The following is an 18,720-nucleotide window of genomic DNA, read 5'->3' as shown; positions in this document are numbered from 1 at the left end:
AATTTTTTTAACCAACAATTAATAACTAATTATTATGAACAAATCAGAATTAATCGATGCTATCGCTGCTGATGCAGGAATTACTAAAGCTGCAGCAAAATTGGCTTTAGAGTCGTTTTTAGGTAATGTAGGCGGAACTTTGAAAAAAGGTGGAAGAGTATCTTTAGTAGGTTTCGGATCATGGTCAGTTTCTGCTAGAGCTGCAAGAGACGGTAGAAATCCTCAAACAGGAAAAACTATCCAAATCGCTGCTAAAAATGTAGTGAAATTTAAAGCAGGTGCAGAATTAGAAGGTGCGGTAAACTAATTTTAGTTCCCCCAATATAATCAAAACCTTCCACCTGGAAGGTTTTTTTCTGCGTTTCAACGATTTTATTTTGCGTTATTATAATAAAAAACTTAAATTTATTAAAAAAATATATTCCGATGATTACAGATAAACTAAAGAAAGGATATTTGCTTATAGCAGAACCTACGATAATTGGGGATCTATCATTCAACAGATCGGTAATTTTATTAGCTGATTACAATGAAGAAGGATCAGTTGGTTTTATAATTAACAAACCCTTGAAGTACACCATACATGATTTAATCCCGGATATAGACGCGCGATTTAAGATTTATAATGGCGGACCGGTAGAACAAGACAACCTCTACTTTATTCATAACATTCCTGAATTGATTCCCAATAGCATCGAAATCTCTAATGGAATTTATTGGGGAGGTGATTTTGAGTCGACAAAAGAACTCATCAATAAAGGAGCAATTAATAACGATAACATCCGATTCTTTCTAGGTTACACAGGTTGGGATGAAAACCAATTAGAAAATGAAATGGAAAGCCACTCCTGGATTATTACAGCAAACAGCTATGAAAATAAAATAATTGGAAAATCAGCAACACATTTCTGGAAAGAGCAAATCATCGAATTAGGCGGAGAATATCTCATTTGGTCCAATGCTCCTGAAAACCCATACTTAAATTAGGTCGTACTGATCATTTCATTAAGTTTTTTTAATAATTTAACAGATATATTCATACTGAATGCTTTTTTTCGGTATTGTGTTATCGGTTGAATTCCTTTTATGACATTTGTAATAAATAATTCATCTGCTTTTTGAAGGTCAAACGGTGAGATTACTTCTTCTACAACTTCTAAATTTTCTATTTTTTTAGCTAAACTTAGAATTTGTTTTCTCATAACACCATTCAAACATCCTTCAGAAACCGGAGGTGTAGTTAATTTGTTGCCTAATAACATAAAGATATTGCCTTGCAATGCTTCAACAACATTTTTACTATCGTTCAACAACAGACAATTATCCAGACCGTTTTCATTCGCAAAAATGCTTCCTGTAATATTTATGATTTTATTGGTCGTTTTAATCGATGAAAGCAATTGTTTTGTAATGTAAAAATCTTTGTACAAATCAACTTCATAATGCTTTTTTTCAATTGAATAGAACGTATTTTCAAGCGCTATTGAATGAATAAGAAAAGATACCGTATTATTTTGTGGCAAATAATATCCACCGTCATTTCTATAAATAGTAATTCGAGCACGAGAAGAGTGAACCACTTGATTTTTTGCAACTAAAGAAAGTATTTGCTCTTCAAGATACTCCATGGTAAAATTCATTGGAATTTCCATTCGAACCACACGCATTGAAGACATTAACCTAAAATAATGATCCTCAAGAAAAAGAATTTTATTGTTTATTATTTTAACCGTTTCAAAAACGGCATCGCCATATAAAAAAGCTCGGTTTTGTGTCAATATATTAGCATCCTCAGATACAATAGTCCCATTAAAATTAATCATAAAAAAAGCCCTAAATTTTATTCAGGGCAAATATAAGTTATAAAATACTATTTTACTATACAGAACCAATTAGATGTTTAAGGTCTGATATTTGATTTTCCCACAACAGTGTGGCTTCATCAACCTCATCTTTCTCAGCAAAATCAACTACCATTAGAGAAACATCTTTAGTAAGCTCATCCACTAAAATATGCAACTCAAAAAAGTATTCCGTGTCTTTACTGTTCTCATCAACCCATTTAAACTTTACTTTTTCACCTGTTTTTTTTGAAGCAAGCCTAGCTTTTTCTTGTGAATCATTCCAAATGAAAGTAAAAAACTCCCCACGAGAATTTACATTATCAGCAAACCATTCAGACAAACCTGAAGGAGTCGATATATATTGATACAATAATTGAGGCGAAGAATTTATAGGAAACTCGATTTCGTAACGTACTTTTTGATCCATGAGCTACATTTATTTTTTTCGAAATATATAGAATATAACTCCGAAAAAAAAGCATTTTCAAAAATATTTTTTTTTATTAAAAATATACTTGCAGACATTAATTTTATTTTTATATTTGCACCCGCATTCAGGGATGATTATCCATCCGGAATCATGGCGAGATAGCTCAGTCGGTTAGAGCGCAGGATTCATAACCCTGAGGTCCCGAGTTCAAATCTCGGTCTCGCTACAAGTTTTAAAAATCATAAAACTCAGATTTTAAGCGGTATTAAAGCAATTTAATACCGCTTTTTTATGTCTAATTTATTACGACATTTGCAATGTGAAGACGATTTTGAGCACGATTTGAAAGAAAAGAAGAAATACTCCGAACCTAAGATCTAATATACAGACGGCGATTTGTCAAAACGTTGGTATGTTTATTTTCTTTTAGAAAAACTGCTGACCTTACTCTTATTAGATTTCCTGATAACATGTATGCCCCTCAACAGCTTGATAAAAAAGAGAGTCTTCAATGGTTAAAAACCATTCAGCGCAACTTATCTATATTTTTAAAGGACGGCTTCAATCCCTATAATCCAAATAACAACTTTGAATTTGATACTAAAGAAAGTTTAAGCCAGTCTATACGAGAAGCTTTTGAATTTGCTTTAAACATTAAAAAAAGCACCTTAGCAGGTACGTCTTATCAAGGATTAGAGGGAAGAATGCTACGATTCGAAAAGTGGCTAAATGAAAATGGATTTAAAGACAGGCAAATTACATACGTAAACAAGAAAGTGGTCACCTCCTACTACACTGCCCCCAAATAGTATCTAACTTTTTGGGGGCAGTGTATCTTCATTACTTTACTGAATGATGGTCAAGTTGAAAATAGTCTAATATATACCTTATAATATTAATGTAAACATCATTGCAAAATGAAATAGTTGCAGAAAGTGAAATCTAGAAGTTTGGTTATTTTTACGTTGCAACAATTCAATAGTTTTTGATAGAAAAACTACTTAAACAAACCAGCTATTTAAGGAGTAACCGAAGCGTTACAATAACTTATTATTGCATATCATTATGATCATTAATTTTTAAAAAATTTGCCGACCATAAAGGAAAAAAGAAACATCGAGATACTATTTAGCTATATTTGAATAAAAGTTAGTTAGCGAAAGCAAATGTTATAATAGATAATTGATGACAGTTTTTTAATATTATGCAATAAGATGTCTTAGATGTCTTAGATGTGTTTAGTAGAATAAGTAACGGCTAAAATTTTATTACGTATTTTTATAAAGCTGTAAATTTATTTGCCACAATGTGGCGCAGATTAATGAGTAATCAAGTTTTAAAAATCTGTTTAATCCTTCTAATTGATGGCAAAAACTCTTTTTTAATAATTGCGAGACTATATTTTACTTACTACTTAATGTGGTGAAAAAATATTTTTTTGATCATAAAAATTTATTCGTAGGATGGTATTAATACAATTTACAGGATTATCTGGTTCGGGGAAAACAACATTAGCTGACAGTGTTCATCAGCTGTTAGTAGCAGAAGGCTATAAAGTTGAAGTCATTGACGGTGATGTTTATCGAACAACTATTTGTAAAGATTTAGGATTTTCAAAAGAAGATCGATGTGAAAATATCAGACGTCTTTTTAAGGTAGGGCGAGATTTTGTTAAAGCAGATACTATCGTTTTGATGTCGGTAATTAATCCATACGAAAATCTAAGAAATGAATTGAGAGCACATAAATTTGTCAGGACTGTATTCTTGGACTGTTCGATAGAAAATTTGATCAAAAGAGACCCTAAAGGATTGTATAAAAAGGCATTACTGCCGGATAATGATAGTAATAAAATAAATAATTTCACAGGAATTAGTGCTGTTTTTGAGATCCCTTTAAGAGCAGACTTGGTATTAAAAACGGATTTAGAAACCGTGTCTTTATCTACTAATAAACTGTATAATTTTATAATAGAAAATTTGGTCAATTGCTCTTAATTATTAAAAAGCAGATGTCTGAAAAAAAAAATATTAATTGCATCGTTGACAAAGTATTCACATAATTTATATATTTAGAGCGTAAAAGAAATAATTTCTAATTTAATCTTTTAAAAGAATATGAATCCTTTTTCTATTAAACTCCCAATTACCTTTTCGATAGATAAATTGCAAAGTGAATTAGCTGCATGTGAAAATGATCTGTGGGCTCCCCATTTCAATACACAACGCTATGAAGGCAGCTGGACCAGTATTTCTTTGAGATCAGCTTCTGGCGAGGTAAATGACATTCTATCTTTTGCAAATAAAGAATACCATAATACTAGTTTACTTGATCATTGCCCTTATTTCACCGAAATTATAAATTGGTTTAAATGTGACAAAGAAGCTATACGGTTGCTTCGTTTAGATCCAAAAAGTGAAATAAAAGAGCACGTAGATAATGATACTTCCTACGAGGATGGTTTTTTTAGAATTCACATACCCATTGTAACGAATTCTGAAGTTTTTTTTTATGTTAACCATGAACTTGTTCCTATGAGGATGGGTGAGTGTTGGTACGCCAATTTTCAGCTTCCGCATAGTGTGCAAAATAAGGGATTAAAACCCAGAATTCACCTCACTTTGGATTGTATCAGAAACGCGTGGTCAGATGACTTATTTACAAAAATGGGGTTTGATATTCATTATTCTTCAAAGAAAAACCAGTATTCAGACGAAGTTAAACAACAAATTATTGCTGAACTCTCCAGAACTCCATCTGAGATAAATGCCAAAATTATAGCAAGTCTGCAAGCTAAATAAATTTAATAAAATGGAAAACATAGATCATCCTCTTTTACATTGGATTCCTTATAAGTTAATTGAAAAAAATAATGATGTATATTTTGAATGGATCTATCTAGGAGATAGAAAATATACGGATCCGTTTTTTGAAGAAACTATTTCTAAATGTAAAAGCCATCCCTATAATTCAAAAGCAGTTAGAGTAGTAAGTACTATAGAAAATCTTTTGGATTGGTCTAAGCAATTGATTTCTGTTCAATTAAAGTCGTTAGTGTTTCATGTTTCACGCTGCGGTTCTACCATGTTGAGTCAGTCTTTAGTTACTTCTTCAGGAAATATAATGATTTCTGAAGCTCCGCTTATAGATCAAATTTTACGTACGACTGTTTTTGATTTCAAACAAAAGTGCGTTCTTGTTGAAGCAGTAATAAGGCTTCTAGGTCAAAAACGATTTCCAGAACAAAAAAATTTAATTATAAAGTTAGACGCGTGGCATATATTTAATGTTGCCCAATTTAGATTGATCTTTCCGGAATTACCTTTTATGTTGCTTTATAGAGAACCAACAGAGATCTTAAAATCCCATCAAAAAATGACTGGAATGCATATGGTTCCCGGATTAATACCGCACAGTGTTTTTGGTATCACCTGTAAGGTAATTACAGAAATTAGTCATAAACAGTATGGTGCATTAGTTTTAGAGAAATATTTTCAGGCATTTCTTGATTTTTATGCAACAGATCATAATGTTTTAATGTGTAATTATAATGACGGAATGCAATCTGTTATAGAGAGATTTATATCTTTTGTTGTCATTTACTATTCAACTGATGAAGTTAATGAAATGTTTGAACGTTTAAAAAAGCACTCTAAAAATGAAAACGCAGTCTTTAATGGAGATTTCTTTACAGATGAAGTTTTGGCAATAGATTTTACCCAACTTAAAATCTTGTATGAAAAATTAAGCAATATTCAAATAACTGTATAGTTATATGGTATTTTCTGTTGTTATGCTTTTACTAAATGGAAGTTAAATTTTGAATTGATTAATGTATCTGTAATCTCATTTTTAGGAATGAATTCAGGTCTAAAATTTGGATTGTAAGACCACAATTGACTATCAACGCGACATCCTAATTTTGTTAAGTAAATTGTGCCAATAAATGTTTTGTATCCGTCAGCTTCAATTTTTACTTTGATTTTATGGTTTCCTTCCTTTAATACATTTCCAACTATAGAATACTGTCCGTTTTGGCTGATTCCTGTTCTGGTTTTAGTATAAAAACCCGAATCTGAAGCTATTTGTATGTTTGCCTTTATCGGATCTTTAGAAACGGCATCTATTGCAAAACCATTAACAATTGCTTTTTTCCCAGTTGCGATAAAAGAAACTAAATTTAATTCGCAATTTGAATTTTCTTTGGCAATTAATTCAAGAGGGGAAGACAATAATGTCACGGTAGATAAAACTGCTGATTGTTGAATAAATGTCCTTCTTTTCATGAGTTATATATTGTTTTTTTTAAACTTTTCGAATGCTTTTTACACTTTTTTTTTAATAAAAAAAAAGTATATTATATTTGCAAAAATAAAATATAAGTTGCTAATTTGCAATAGAAAATCAATAAAAACTAAAAAAAATATTATGGAAGAATACTTAGGAATAATAAAAATATTCGCAGGAAATTTTGCTCCTAGGGGTTGGGCACTTTGTAATGGTCAAATCCTTTCAATAGCACAAAACGCAGCTCTTTTTTCTATATTAGGGACTACGTATGGAGGAAACGGTCAGACAACTTTTGCTTTGCCTGATTTAAGAGGAAGAGAAGCAATTGGATGCGGACTAGGACCAGGTCTTTCAAATATTGCATTAGGTCAAGTTGGAGGAGTTGAAAATGTGACACTTACCACTAATCAAATTCCGGCTCATAATCATGCATTAAATGTGAATAATGGTGATGCGACTGTACATAAACCAACAAGTGCAACTGTAATAGCAGCTCCGGTTGATATAAATGGAGATGTTGTTAATGATTATTTAAGTACTACTCCAAATGTTGCATTATCTCCAAACTCAATTGGTGTAACAGGAGGCAATCTACCACATGAAAATAGAGTTCCATATTTGGGTGTTACTTATATTATCTGCCTCGAAGGTATTTTTCCTTCAAGAAACTAAGACGTAAAACTGAAGGTGATCATTAAAATGAATCACCTTTTTTGTTGATTAATTATTCGAATTAATATCATTTTAAATTCAATTTATGAAAGGAAACATTACTTTAAAAATTAAAAATTTAATCCTCTTGCTGATCCTGGTTAGTTTTGCACCATTTGCGAATGCTCAATTACAAACAGGTGATATTGCCTTTGTAGGAATTAATTCAGATCCAATTCCCAATGAAATAGCCATCTTGACCTTAAGTTCCATCGCTAGTGGGCAAACAATATTACTAACTGATTATGCATGGAATGGCTCTTCATTAGAAACAACCAATAGTACAGCAGAAGGTGTTATAACTTGGACCACTCAAACAACAGTTCCTGCCGGAACACTTATTAAAATTACAATAGGTCCAGGTGCAGTAATAGGTGGAACTCTTTCGAACTTTGGTTCTGTTTCTGCTACTGGATGGACTGGAGATGCGATTGCATCTGGTGGTGATAACTGGTTTGTATTGCAAGGAAGTATTGCAGCTCCAACTTTTATTTATGCTTACGCCAATTGGAGTACAGGTGCCTATGGAATTAAAACTTGGCCAAGTACAGGTGTGACTTTCCCGAATGCTACTATTTCTTATTTGCCCTCTAGTTTATTGAATGGTACAACAGCAAATATTCAAAGTGGAAGCCCTGCTTATCATTTTGATAATAATGTGTATACAGGAATCAAATCAGGAACTAAAGCTGATATTTTATCGGCAATTGTCAATTCAGCGAATTGGAGCGGAAGTGAAACTACTAATGAAGATCTAACCCCTGGAGGTACAAATTTTCCCGGAGGAAATCCAATCTTTACCATTGGCTCGCCGGTAAGTATTTCTGGGCAGCCTTCTAATATTAGTACTTGTACCAATACTAATGCCTCCTTTTCCATAGTGGCTTCAAATGCCACTGGTTATCAGTGGCAGGTAAATGAAGGTAGCGGATTTACAAATATTGTTAATGGGGCAACTTATTCTGGCGCTACTACAACTACTTTAACTATTACAGCGGCAACCGCTGGAATGAGTGGTTATTTATATCAATGTATTGCCACTGGTACAGGTTCTGCTACATCAAATTCCGGAACACTAACGGTTTCTAATACAATTGTTACTACAACTTCTCAAACCAATGTATCCTGTAAGGGAGGTAGTAATGGTTCAGCAATCCTATCGGCTTCTGGCGGGATAGCACCTTATACCTACTCATGGTCCCCTTCTGGTGGTACAGCAGCAACAGCTACTGGTCTGAGTGCGCAAACATACACCGTTACGGTTACCGACAATATTGGATGTGTAAAAACCCATACAGTTATTATTACAGAACCAGCTGCTACTCTTGCAACAACAGCTGCCGCACAAACTAATGTGTCTTGTTTTGGAGGCTCAAATGGTTCTGCTACAGTCTCACCTACAGGAGGCATACCAAGTTACACTTATTCATGGGCACCTTCTGGTGGAACTGCTGCTACTGCAACCGGATTAAGTGCAGGTACTTATACCGTGACTGTTACTGATGCTAATTCTTGTATAGCTACTCAAAGTTTTACAATCACGCAACCAACTCCTCTAGTAGCAACTGCTAGTTCACAAACTAATGTATCTTGTACCTCCGGATCTAATGGTTCGGCTACAGTCTCTGTTTCTGGTGGAACTGCTGGATATACTTACTCTTGGGCACCATCTGGTGGAACGGCTGCTACTGCAACCGGATTAAGTGCTGGTACTTATACCGTGACTGTTACTGATGCTAATTCTTGTATAGCTACTCAAAGTTTTACAATCACGCAACCAACTGCTCTAGTTGCAACTGCTAGTTCACAAACTAATGTATCTTGTAACTCCGGATCTAATGGTTCGGCTACAGTCTCTGTTTCTGGTGGAACTGCTGGATATACTTACTCTTGGGCACCATCTGGTGGAACGGCTGCTACAGCTACAGGACTAACAGCAGGTACTTATACCGTGACTGTTACTGATGCTAATTCTTGTATAGCTACTCAAAGTTTTACAATCACGCAACCAACTGCTCTAGTTGCAACTGCTAGTTCACAAACTAATATATCTTGTAACTCCGGATCTAATGGTTCGGCTACAGTCTCTGTTTCTGGTGGAACTGCTGGATATACTTACTCTTGGGCACCATCTGGTGGAACGGCTGCTACAGCTACAGGACTAACAGCAGGTACTTATACCGTGACTGTTACTGATGCTAATTCTTGTATAGCTACTCAAAGTTTTACAATCACGCAACCAACTGCTCTAGTTGCAACTGCTAGTTCACAAACTAATATATCTTGTAACTCCGGATCTAATGGTTCGGCTACAGTCTCTGTTTCTGGTGGAACTGCTGGATATACTTACTCTTGGGCACCATCTGGTGGAACTGCTGCTACAGCTACAGGACTAACAGCAGGTACTTATACCGTGACTGTTACTGATGCTAATTCTTGTATAGCTACTCAAAGTTTTACAATCACGCAACCAACTGCTCTAGTTGCAACTGCTAGTTCACAAACTAATATATCTTGTAACTCCGGATCTAATGGTTCGGCTACAGTCTCTGTTTCTGGTGGAACTGCTGGATATACTTACTCTTGGGCACCATCTGGTGGAACGGCTGCTACAGCTACAGGACTAACAGCAGGTACTTATACCGTGACTGTTACTGATGCTAATTCTTGTATAGCTACTCAAAGTTTTACAATCACGCAACCAACTGCTCTAGTTGCAACTGCTAGTTCACAAACTAATGTATCTTGTAACTCCGGATCTAATGGTTCGGCTACAGTATCTGTTTCTGGTGGAACTGCTGGATATACTTACTCTTGGGCACCATCTGGTGGAACTGCTGCTACAGCTACAGGACTAACAGCAGGTACTTATACCGTGACTGTTACTGATGCTAATTCTTGTATAGCTACTCAAAGTTTTACAATCACGCAACCAACTGCTCTAGTTGCAACTGCTAGTTCACAAACTAATGTATCTTGTAACTCCGGATCTAATGGTTCGGCTACAGTCTCTGTTTCTGGTGGAACTGCTGGATATACTTACTCTTGGGCACCATCTGGTGGAACTGCTGCTACTGCAACCGGATTAAGTGCAGGTACTTATACCGTGACTGTTACTGATGCTAATTCTTGTATAGCTACTCAAAGTTTTACAATCACGCAACCAACTGCTCTAGTTGCAACTGCTAGTTCACAAACTAATGTATCTTGTAACTCCGGATCTAATGGTTCGGCTACAGTCTCTGTTTCTGGTGGAACTGCTGGATATACTTACTCTTGGGCACCATCTGGTGGAACGGCTGCTACAGCTACAGGACTAACAGCAGGTACTTATACCGTGACTGTTACTGATGCTAATTCTTGTATAGCTACTCAAAGTTTTACAATCACGCAACCAACTGCTCTAGTAGCAACTGCTAGTTCACAAACTAATATATCTTGTAACTCCGGATCTAATGGTTCGGCTACAGTCTCTGTTTCTGGTGGAACTGCTGGATATACTTACTCTTGGGCACCATCTGGTGGAACGGCTGCTACAGCTACAGGACTAACAGCAGGTACTTATACCGTGACTGTTACTGATGCTAATTCTTGTATAGCTACTCAAAGTTTTACAATCACGCAACCAACTGCTCTAGTTGCAACTGCTAGTTCACAAACTAATATATCTTGTAACTCCGGATCTAATGGTTCGGCTACAGTCTCTGTTTCTGGTGGAACTGCTGGATATACTTACTCTTGGGCACCAAATGGTGGAACGGCTGCTACAGCTACAGGACTAACAGCAGGTACTTATACCGTGACTGTTACTGATGCTAATTCTTGTATAGCTACTCAAAGTTTTACAATCACGCAACCAACTGCTCTAGTTGCAACTGCTAGTTCACAAACTAATGTATCTTGTAACTCCGGATCTAATGGTTCGGCTACAGTCTCTGTTTCTGGTGGAACTGCTGGATATACTTACTCTTGGGCACCATCTGGTGGAACGGCTGCTACAGCTACAGGACTAACAGCAGGTACTTATACCGTGACTGTTACTGATGCTAATTCTTGTATAGCTACTCAAAGTTTTACAATCACGCAACCAACTGCTCTAGTTGCAACTGCTAGTTCACAAACTAATGTATCTTGTAACTCCGGATCTAATGGTTCGGCTACAGTCTCTGTTTCTGGTGGAACTGCTGGATATACTTACTCTTGGGCACCATCTGGTGGAACTGCTGCTACAGCTACAGGACTAACAGCAGGTACTTATACCGTGACTGTTACTGATGCTAATTCTTGTATAACTACTCAAAGTTTTACAATCACGCAACCAACTGCTCTAGTTGCAACTGCTAGTTCACAAACTAATGTATCTTGTAACTCCGGATCTAATGGTTCGGCTACAGTCTCTGTTTCTGGTGGAACTGCTGGATATACTTACTCTTGGGCACCATCTGGTGGAACGGCTGCTACAGCTACAGGACTAACAGCAGGTACCTATACCGTGACTGTTACTGATGCTAATTCTTGTATAGCTACTCAAGGTTTCACCATTACACAGCCTACGGCAATTGGTTTCACAACAACTGTTTTATCTGGGTATGATTACAATACTGGATATAGTCAGAGTATTGTAGCTTCAGGAGGAACAGGGGCTAAAACATATGCAGTTACAACAGGAAGTTTGCCTTCTGGTTTTTCACTATCAACAGCTGGACAGATAACAGGTATTTCAACTCAAATTGCAGATAGTAATTTTACCGTTACTGCTACTGATGCTAATAATTGTACTGCTACATTTAATTATGTACTGAAATTAAACCAAATACCAGTTACTGTAACTGCAACACCTTCTCAAACTAAAGTATATGGGGAAAGTGACCCAGTTTTAACTTATGCAGTGTCACCAAGTTTACTTTCTGGAGATTCATTTACAGGATCTTTAACAAGAGTTAGTGGTGAAAACATTGGCACTTATGCTATTAATCAAGGTTCGCTTTCAGCTGGGTCTAAATACTTAATTACCTATGTTGGTACTAACCTTGCCATCACCGCTAAACCAATTACAGTGACAGCAACTACATCACAAACAAAAGTTTATGGGGAAATAGATCCTGTTATTGCTTATACCGTTTCACCAAGTTTAGTTGGTAGTGATTCTTTTACAGGAGCTTTAACAAGAGTTGCTGGAGAAAATACAGGAACTTATGGCATTAACCAAGGAAATTTGAGTGCGGGATCTAATTATATGATTAGTTATGCAGGTGCTAATTTTAATATTACTGCAAAACCAATTACAGTAACAGTAACCCCATCACAAACCAAAGTTTATGGAATAGCAGATCCTTCTTTTACGTATACACTTTCACCAAATCTTGTAGGTAGTGATGCCTTAACAGGAACTTTAACAAGAACTGCTGGTGAAAATATTGGAAACTACGCTATCACACAAGGTAGCTTAAGTGCAGGATCTAATTATAACATTACTTATGTAAGCAGAGATTTTACTATTACTGCAAAACCGATCACAGTAACTGCAAATGCTTCACAAACCAAAGTATATGGCACTACGAATCCGGTTTACTCTTATACTTTCTCACCAAGTCTAGTTAGTGGCGATTCTTTCACGGGAACTTTAACAAGAACTGCTGGAGAAAATATTGGAAACTATGCTATCACAAAAGGTAATTTAAGTGCAGGGGCTAATTATAACATTACTTATGTAAGCAGAGATTTTACTATTACGGCAAAACCGATCACAGTAACTGCAAATGCTTCACAAACCAAAGTATATGGTACAACGAATCCGGTTTACTCTTACACTGTTTCACCAAATTTAGTTAGTGGCGACTCTTTCACTGGAGCCTTAACAAGAACTGCTGGAGAGAATGTGGGGACGTACACCATTGCACAAGGTACCTTAAGTGCTGGTGGAAATTATACCATTACTTACAGCAGCTCTAATTTCACGATTACGAAAGCAGATCAGGTAATTACATGGAATCAGACTTTAGGATTTGGTTGTAATGGAGAAACTAGTATTGTTTTAACTGCTGTTTCAAATAGTGGTTTAGCAGTAAATTATCTTTCTTCTAACGCGAACATTGCTTCTGTTTCAAATAATTCATTAATTTTCCAAAATTATGGTTCTGCAACTGTTACAGCATCACAACCAGGAAACATGAATTACAACGCAGCTCCGGCAGTTATTTTACCAATAGTTTCTAGTCAACCCAACTTGATTAGAAAACAATTTGAAAATATTATATTCTTTGACAACAGTTCGAAGAACTTCAAATCGTACAACTGGTATAAAAATGGGGTTTTAGTTTCAGGACAAACTTCACAATATTTTAAAGAAAATGGTGCTTTGAATGGAACTTATTACGCAGTAGCAACAAAACTGGACGGAACATTAATTACAAGCTGTCCGTTGACTCTCTCTCCAACAATAGAAGAAGAGTATATGAGAATTGTTCCAAACCCTGTTAGAAGCAATATGAGTTTCCAATTAATTACTAATATTAACGCAAGCAGAATACAAAATGCACGTGTTGAAGTTTTTAACTTAACAGGAAACTTGTTAACAACTGTAAATACAAGTCAAAACAATATTGACATGATAGCTCCGAGCGTTGAGGGAATTTACATTGTAAAAATAACCTTAGCAAATGGTAAATATTTTACTAAAAACCTTTTAGTGAAAAATTAAAATTATTTACTGAATAGACATCCTCATTTTAATGAATGAGGATGTATTATTCAAATTAAAAAAACAAGTATGAAATTGTCATTTTCTGTAAGTGTGCGCGAGCAATAACCAACAAGTAAAAGGCAATAACATATAAGACCGCTAAAAATAAATTTTACATCTATGAAATTCAATATTACAAACATAATAGGAACTATAGCTTTCTTAATTTCACAAAGTATAGCTGCACAGTTTTATGTAGGCATACAATCGGGAATCGGAAATGTTCAGAGTGACATTACTGGTATACAAACAGGTAATCGCCTTGGTGGAGCTTTAAAGGCAGGTTATATCTATTCTTTAAATAGTCATTTTGGAATTGGTACCGGGTTAGAGTTTTCGCAATACAAGCAAGAAGTTTCTTTTTCTAGGCCTACTGCAACACTTTCAAATTTTGAAGTTGATGCTTCCACTTCAGCATTTGTATATAACATGACTACAAACAATTATAGTGAAAAACAAACATTACAGGCTGTGCAAATTCCTCTTTTTGTGCAGTATAAAAAAAACATAAATACCGGTGTTGACTTTAATTTTAGAGCTGGTGCTAAATATTTTTTACCTGTAAACTATGAAATTAATGCAACTGCCGATTATACAAATGGTACTGCTTATTATCCTGATGTCAACCTTACCATTAGTGATTTACCAGAATATGGTTTTGGTCAACAAAATAATTATTCCGCATCAGGAGAGTACAAAACAAAAGGAATTATAATGAGCTCTTTTGAGTTAGGATTTACATTTGATATGGGAAAAAAGAGTTCTTTGTATGCAGCCATGTTTTTGGAAAATGGATATGGTACAATTTTAGACCAAAACAAAAATGAATCTTATATTGGTTACAGCCCAACATCTACAGCTGATAGGAAAGCTAATGGCTTGTACAGTACTGACAAAGATGCTGAAATAAAACCAGTAGCTTTTGGTTTAACGCTAGGATGGAATTTTAAATAATCTCATTTTTTTAAAATAATGCAAAAGGTCTTGACTCAAAATCAAGGCCTTTTTTTGTCGATAGATTGCTTTTTCAGAAAGTTTATGAGTGCTAATTTTCATCAAGTGCTGTTTATACAGATTAAAAAAAGTAGTTTTTAATGAAAAAAAAGAGTGCATTTTGAATAGAATCAAGTGCTCACTTTAAATTGAAATTGGGTAGTCAATATCACTGGAATTTGCATTCAGTAAAAGAAATAGTCGAGAAAAAATATTCATTAATATAAAAAAATGTATTAAATCCATTCCGAATTTTGCTTGTAGTTGTCTGTTAAATAAGTGAGGTATTGCACCATTCTGGGAGTAGAACCGTGATTGGGTGTGGCACAATGAGGCAATGCCTGGTGCCAAATAATGAAATCGCCTGCATTTCCGATCACGGGGATAGGCTTTAATGTTTCCAGTGCGACTTTTCTTGGATTTTCATTAGGCAATAACTCACTTAGCCAACCTTCAATATTACGGTGAAATCCTGCAACACAATGAAATGCCCCCTCTTTTTCATTACAATCAGTCAGATAAAGAAGTCCTTGCAGTCCAAAAGGAATGGGCAGTTTTAAACTTACATCCCAGTGAAGCGAACTTCCTGTGAACCGAAAATAGTTATTTTCAGGAGGATTAAAACTTACTTTATCGATGGTTTTATAAATCTTTGTGGTGGCATAAAGTTGCTGATAGGCTTTTTGAATTCGTAATGATTGCCTATTTTTATTCAGCGTGGGATGATTTGAAAAAGTAAGCATCAGACCTCTTTGTTCCTCGTGTTGTTTGTACCAAGTCTCTTTTTGGTTTGGATTCATTCCTAAAAATTCCCAAATAGCTTGTTGGGTCGCTTCACATTCTGATTTAGATATGGCATTTTTCACGACCACATACCCGTTTTTATCCCAAAAAGCTAGATCTTCCTCAGAAAGAACATCCTCAACGATAGCTTGTTCTGCTATAGAAACATCTTTTTGATTTTTTACAATCCATTCTTCAAAAGATTCCAAACTGGGTTTCTCAAAATAAAGATAGCGAAGCGTATCCTCCATACTGATGCCCAAGCGGTACAATGATTCAATTTCCTTATTCCAAGTACAATTTTCACCAGAAGCAGTTTCTTTTCCTGGGTGCAACGTTCGTTCCCAGAGTTTCTTAATAATGGTCGACGGCATATCGGTGTATTTAGATTGTTTTCAAAAATAATTCATAATATTATTCTTTATTTTTTAATATTGAAAATTTATAAGGTAAAGATATGTGCTAATTGCAGTAAATGTATGAATATACAGATAAAAATCGCACATAAAGTGAAGCTTCATTTTATCCAATACTACTCTTAGTCGTTAGTTGTATTCATTTTGTGTCTTGATAAATTAATTTCATTTTCCTGTGGAATATAACTTCTTGGTGTACTTTTTTTGATTTGTATAGTATGAATCGCTCCCTGTCTAAATAACCTTCTGAGACAGCTTGTTGTATGGGTGTTCTAAGCCTTTAAATAATTTTGTTAATCGTGTTTGCAGAATGTGTTATTCTGCAAATGATTGGACATAGTCCTTATTGATATCTTTTGGCTGTATTTATTACTAACAGAATTGTGATTTTACCCGCTTCATTTTTCCAGTGATTTAAGTTAATGAATTGGTGTAACTATTCAAATTTAAATCTATGAAATACACTACATGTATGTTTAGTACCTAACTTACGAATCTACTATATCATCCAGTTTATTTAGTGGGATTGTCTACAGTAGTGTAATAGTTGTTGGTAAAAAAAATGTCTTGGAGGATGAGTTCCGTTTCCGGAATGTCAATATTTTTTTTTCCGCTACCGCTACATGTCATAAAAATTTAGATCAACTATCATTCATTCTGGTTCTGTTTAAAAAGCACTTTTCCGGGATATTTCTCAGCATAAGCAAGAATTAAATCGACACTGTATTGGTTACTTTTATAAGGAGTTACATGATCTTTTATTTCAGAGGGATCCGTAAATCCTATATCCGAAGCGATATATCCCATTCCATAGAAGTGACCTTTTTCAACCCAAATGCAACTGCGTTCTTCGGCAGATCTGCCTTTGTCTATGATGGCAAAGCTGGGTCTATTTTCTGTTAAAAAATCAATCGCTTTCTCGACTTGTTCGTTGTGTCGTTCCACTTCAGGTAAATCGCTTCGGTCTGGTTTTGGAGTAAATTCTCCATGGTCGTCCATGCCGTAATTGCAGAATCGGTTATCAATGCTAAATTGTTTGGCTAGTCCTTGCAATACATTGATGCCTTTGTACAAACTATTAAAAGATTCTATACTCGCTTGAAATTTACCTAATTTGCCAATGGCTAAATACCTATAGCCGCTGCGGGCTTCATACTCATACAGTCCATATTTAGGGTCAAAACGTTTGAGTGCTCTGTTGTAGACGGGCCACAACTTCTTGATTTCGGTACATTCGAGCAGTAGTGCCATCAATTCTGTGGCACAAACTTCAAAGGAAATGGCGTGTATGTCACGCAAGAAATTTTGTCTTTGAGGCGTGATATTATGGCCACTGAAATGAGAGGCAACCCTTTTTTTTAAATTGATTGCCTTACCTACGTAAATCACTTTTCTTGTTTGATCGTAAAAATAATAGACTCCTACTTTATCCGGTAACTGCTCAAAGTCAGCAGGTGGTAAGTTAGGAGGTAAACGCTGATCTTGAGAAGTCTTTTTTATCATTTTTTCTATTACCCCTTCCACATCCCATTCCAGCAAACGGGAAAATAAAATTGCGGTAGCATCTGCATCACCACCAGCACGGTGCTGGTTGGTCAAAGGTATGTCTAAGGAATTGCAAAGTCTGCCCAAACTGTATGATGGCAGGCCCGACTTAATCTTTCTAGCTGCTCGAACGGTGCATAATTTTGGCGCAGTCCATTTGAAACCGCTGGCTTCTAGTTGGTGGCGGACAAAGGAGTAATCAAAGTTTACATTATGGGCCACGAAAATGCGTCCGGAAAGCAATTCTAAAACCTTTTCAGAAATGTCATCAAAAATAGGTGCACTTCGTACCATTTCATTGTTAATGCCAGTTAGCGAAAAAATAGCTAGTGGAATTTCTTTTTCTGGATTGACGAGCGTTTCCCAACGGTCGATGATACTAGTTCCGTTATGGATGATAATGGCAATTTCTGTAATGCGGCTGCCACTGGCATTCCCGCCTGTGGTTTCTATATCTACTATTGCGTATTCCTGATTTTTCATGTGGTTTATTTAATTACTCTTCTTTTGTGTTATTACAAAACAATCAAAAAGTATTCCCGAGTTTATATTGTCAATTTTTGTATTGATGAATCTTCGATTTCAAGGCTGACAAATCAAAAGCTTAAAATATTTTCATATTGTTTGTTACTCCTTGACCATCTTTATTCTTGGAAAATTGATTTCGTGTTCTTGCGGATATGGAGCTCGTTCGGTGGTGCTAATATCACCTCTCAGTTGTTCTGTTGCATTAAATTGAAGTGTTTTTGACTTGGCAGATAGGCAGAGAATGTCATAGTTTTAATAATTATTTAGCAAGAAGACCATGGGGCAGGAACTATGATGATTAAAATTTTAAAAAAAATTATGTCTTCGATAAATAAAAAATGATAAAACGAATTAATTATTACATCTGATATAATACAAGGAGGTTTATATTAAGACTCACCCAAATTCGGAAGGATTGGGAAGGATTTGCCACTTTTA

At 35.4% G+C, this 18,720-nt stretch carries 14 protein-coding genes and 1 tRNA gene; 10 read left to right on the top strand and 5 right to left on the bottom strand.

The window, feature by feature from the left end:
* The first annotated feature begins 34 nt into the window (after positions 1–34).
* A complete protein-coding gene (locus ACXX80_RS09460; RefSeq protein WP_073017033.1) occupies positions 35–307 on the top strand; it encodes an HU family DNA-binding protein in 273 nt (90 codons plus the stop codon).
* Between the two features lie 119 nt (positions 308–426).
* Positions 427–987 carry a YqgE/AlgH family protein gene (locus ACXX80_RS09455; protein ID WP_458552990.1) on the top strand — a complete coding sequence of 187 codons (561 nt, stop codon included), beginning with the start codon at positions 427–429 and terminating at the stop codon, positions 985–987.
* On the opposite strand, the gene ACXX80_RS09450 is transcribed toward ACXX80_RS09455, so the two are convergent.
* Both ACXX80_RS09450 and ACXX80_RS09445 read right to left on the bottom strand, forming a co-directional pair.
* Positions 984–1,823 (bottom strand): aminotransferase class IV, encoded by an 840-nt coding sequence (locus tag ACXX80_RS09450; RefSeq protein WP_458552989.1) that lies wholly within the window; start codon positions 1,821–1,823, stop codon positions 984–986. The two genes, ACXX80_RS09455 and ACXX80_RS09450, sit on opposite strands and share 4 nt — an antisense overlap.
* 55 nt (positions 1,824–1,878) lie before the next feature.
* Positions 1,879–2,271, bottom strand: a complete 393-nt coding sequence (locus ACXX80_RS09445) for an START-like domain-containing protein (protein ID WP_099716121.1) — start codon at positions 2,269–2,271, stop codon at positions 1,879–1,881.
* 155 nt (positions 2,272–2,426) lie between these two features.
* Between ACXX80_RS09445 and ACXX80_RS09440 the strand changes: the two genes are divergently transcribed.
* From ACXX80_RS09440 to ACXX80_RS09420, 5 genes are all read left to right on the top strand, one after another.
* Positions 2,427–2,500: transfer RNA gene (locus ACXX80_RS09440), tRNA-Met, on the top strand.
* A 244-nt stretch (positions 2,501–2,744) separates the two neighbouring features.
* A complete protein-coding gene (locus tag ACXX80_RS09435; RefSeq protein WP_458552988.1) occupies positions 2,745–3,083 on the top strand; it encodes a hypothetical protein in 339 nt (112 codons plus the stop codon).
* 654 nt (positions 3,084–3,737) lie between these two features.
* Entirely contained in the window at positions 3,738–4,271 is a 534-nt protein-coding gene (gene cysC, locus ACXX80_RS09430; protein WP_458552987.1) for an adenylyl-sulfate kinase, read from the top strand.
* A gap of 120 nt (positions 4,272–4,391) precedes the next feature.
* Entirely contained in the window at positions 4,392–5,075 is a 684-nt protein-coding gene (locus ACXX80_RS09425) for an aspartyl/asparaginyl beta-hydroxylase domain-containing protein (RefSeq protein ID WP_458552986.1), read from the top strand.
* 10 nt (positions 5,076–5,085) lie between these two features.
* A complete protein-coding gene (locus ACXX80_RS09420; RefSeq protein ID WP_458552984.1) occupies positions 5,086–6,045 on the top strand; it encodes a sulfotransferase family protein in 960 nt (319 codons plus the stop codon).
* Between the two features lie 20 nt (positions 6,046–6,065).
* On the opposite strand, the gene ACXX80_RS09415 is transcribed toward ACXX80_RS09420, so the two are convergent.
* Positions 6,066–6,560, bottom strand: coding sequence for a hypothetical protein (locus ACXX80_RS09415; protein ID WP_458552982.1), 495 nt, complete (start codon positions 6,558–6,560; stop codon positions 6,066–6,068).
* A gap of 142 nt (positions 6,561–6,702) precedes the next feature.
* On the opposite strand from ACXX80_RS09415, the gene ACXX80_RS09410 reads away from it, so the two are divergent.
* The 3 genes from ACXX80_RS09410 (at position 6,703) to ACXX80_RS09400 (ending at position 14,971) form a co-directional block, all read left to right on the top strand.
* Positions 6,703–7,236, top strand: coding sequence for a phage tail protein (locus tag ACXX80_RS09410; protein WP_458552980.1), 534 nt, complete (start codon positions 6,703–6,705; stop codon positions 7,234–7,236).
* 85 nt (positions 7,237–7,321) lie between these two features.
* Entirely contained in the window at positions 7,322–13,975 is a 6,654-nt protein-coding gene (locus ACXX80_RS09405; protein WP_458552979.1) for an MBG domain-containing protein, read from the top strand.
* 162 nt (positions 13,976–14,137) lie between these two features.
* A complete protein-coding gene (locus ACXX80_RS09400; protein ID WP_458552978.1) occupies positions 14,138–14,971 on the top strand; it encodes an outer membrane beta-barrel protein in 834 nt (277 codons plus the stop codon).
* A 275-nt stretch (positions 14,972–15,246) separates the two neighbouring features.
* On the opposite strand, the gene ACXX80_RS09395 is transcribed toward ACXX80_RS09400, so the two are convergent.
* Both ACXX80_RS09395 and ACXX80_RS09390 read right to left on the bottom strand, forming a co-directional pair.
* Entirely contained in the window at positions 15,247–16,167 is a 921-nt protein-coding gene (locus ACXX80_RS09395; RefSeq protein WP_458552976.1) for a phytanoyl-CoA dioxygenase family protein, read from the bottom strand.
* A gap of 690 nt (positions 16,168–16,857) precedes the next feature.
* Complete coding sequence (locus ACXX80_RS09390; protein ID WP_458552975.1) at positions 16,858–18,237, bottom strand: exonuclease domain-containing protein; 1,380 nt, start codon at positions 18,235–18,237, stop codon at positions 16,858–16,860.
* Between the last annotated feature and the right edge of the window lie 483 nt (positions 18,238–18,720).

This window comes from Flavobacterium sp. GNP002 (genome assembly GCF_054343795.1).
This window is presented reverse-complemented; position numbering and strand designations above follow the sequence as displayed.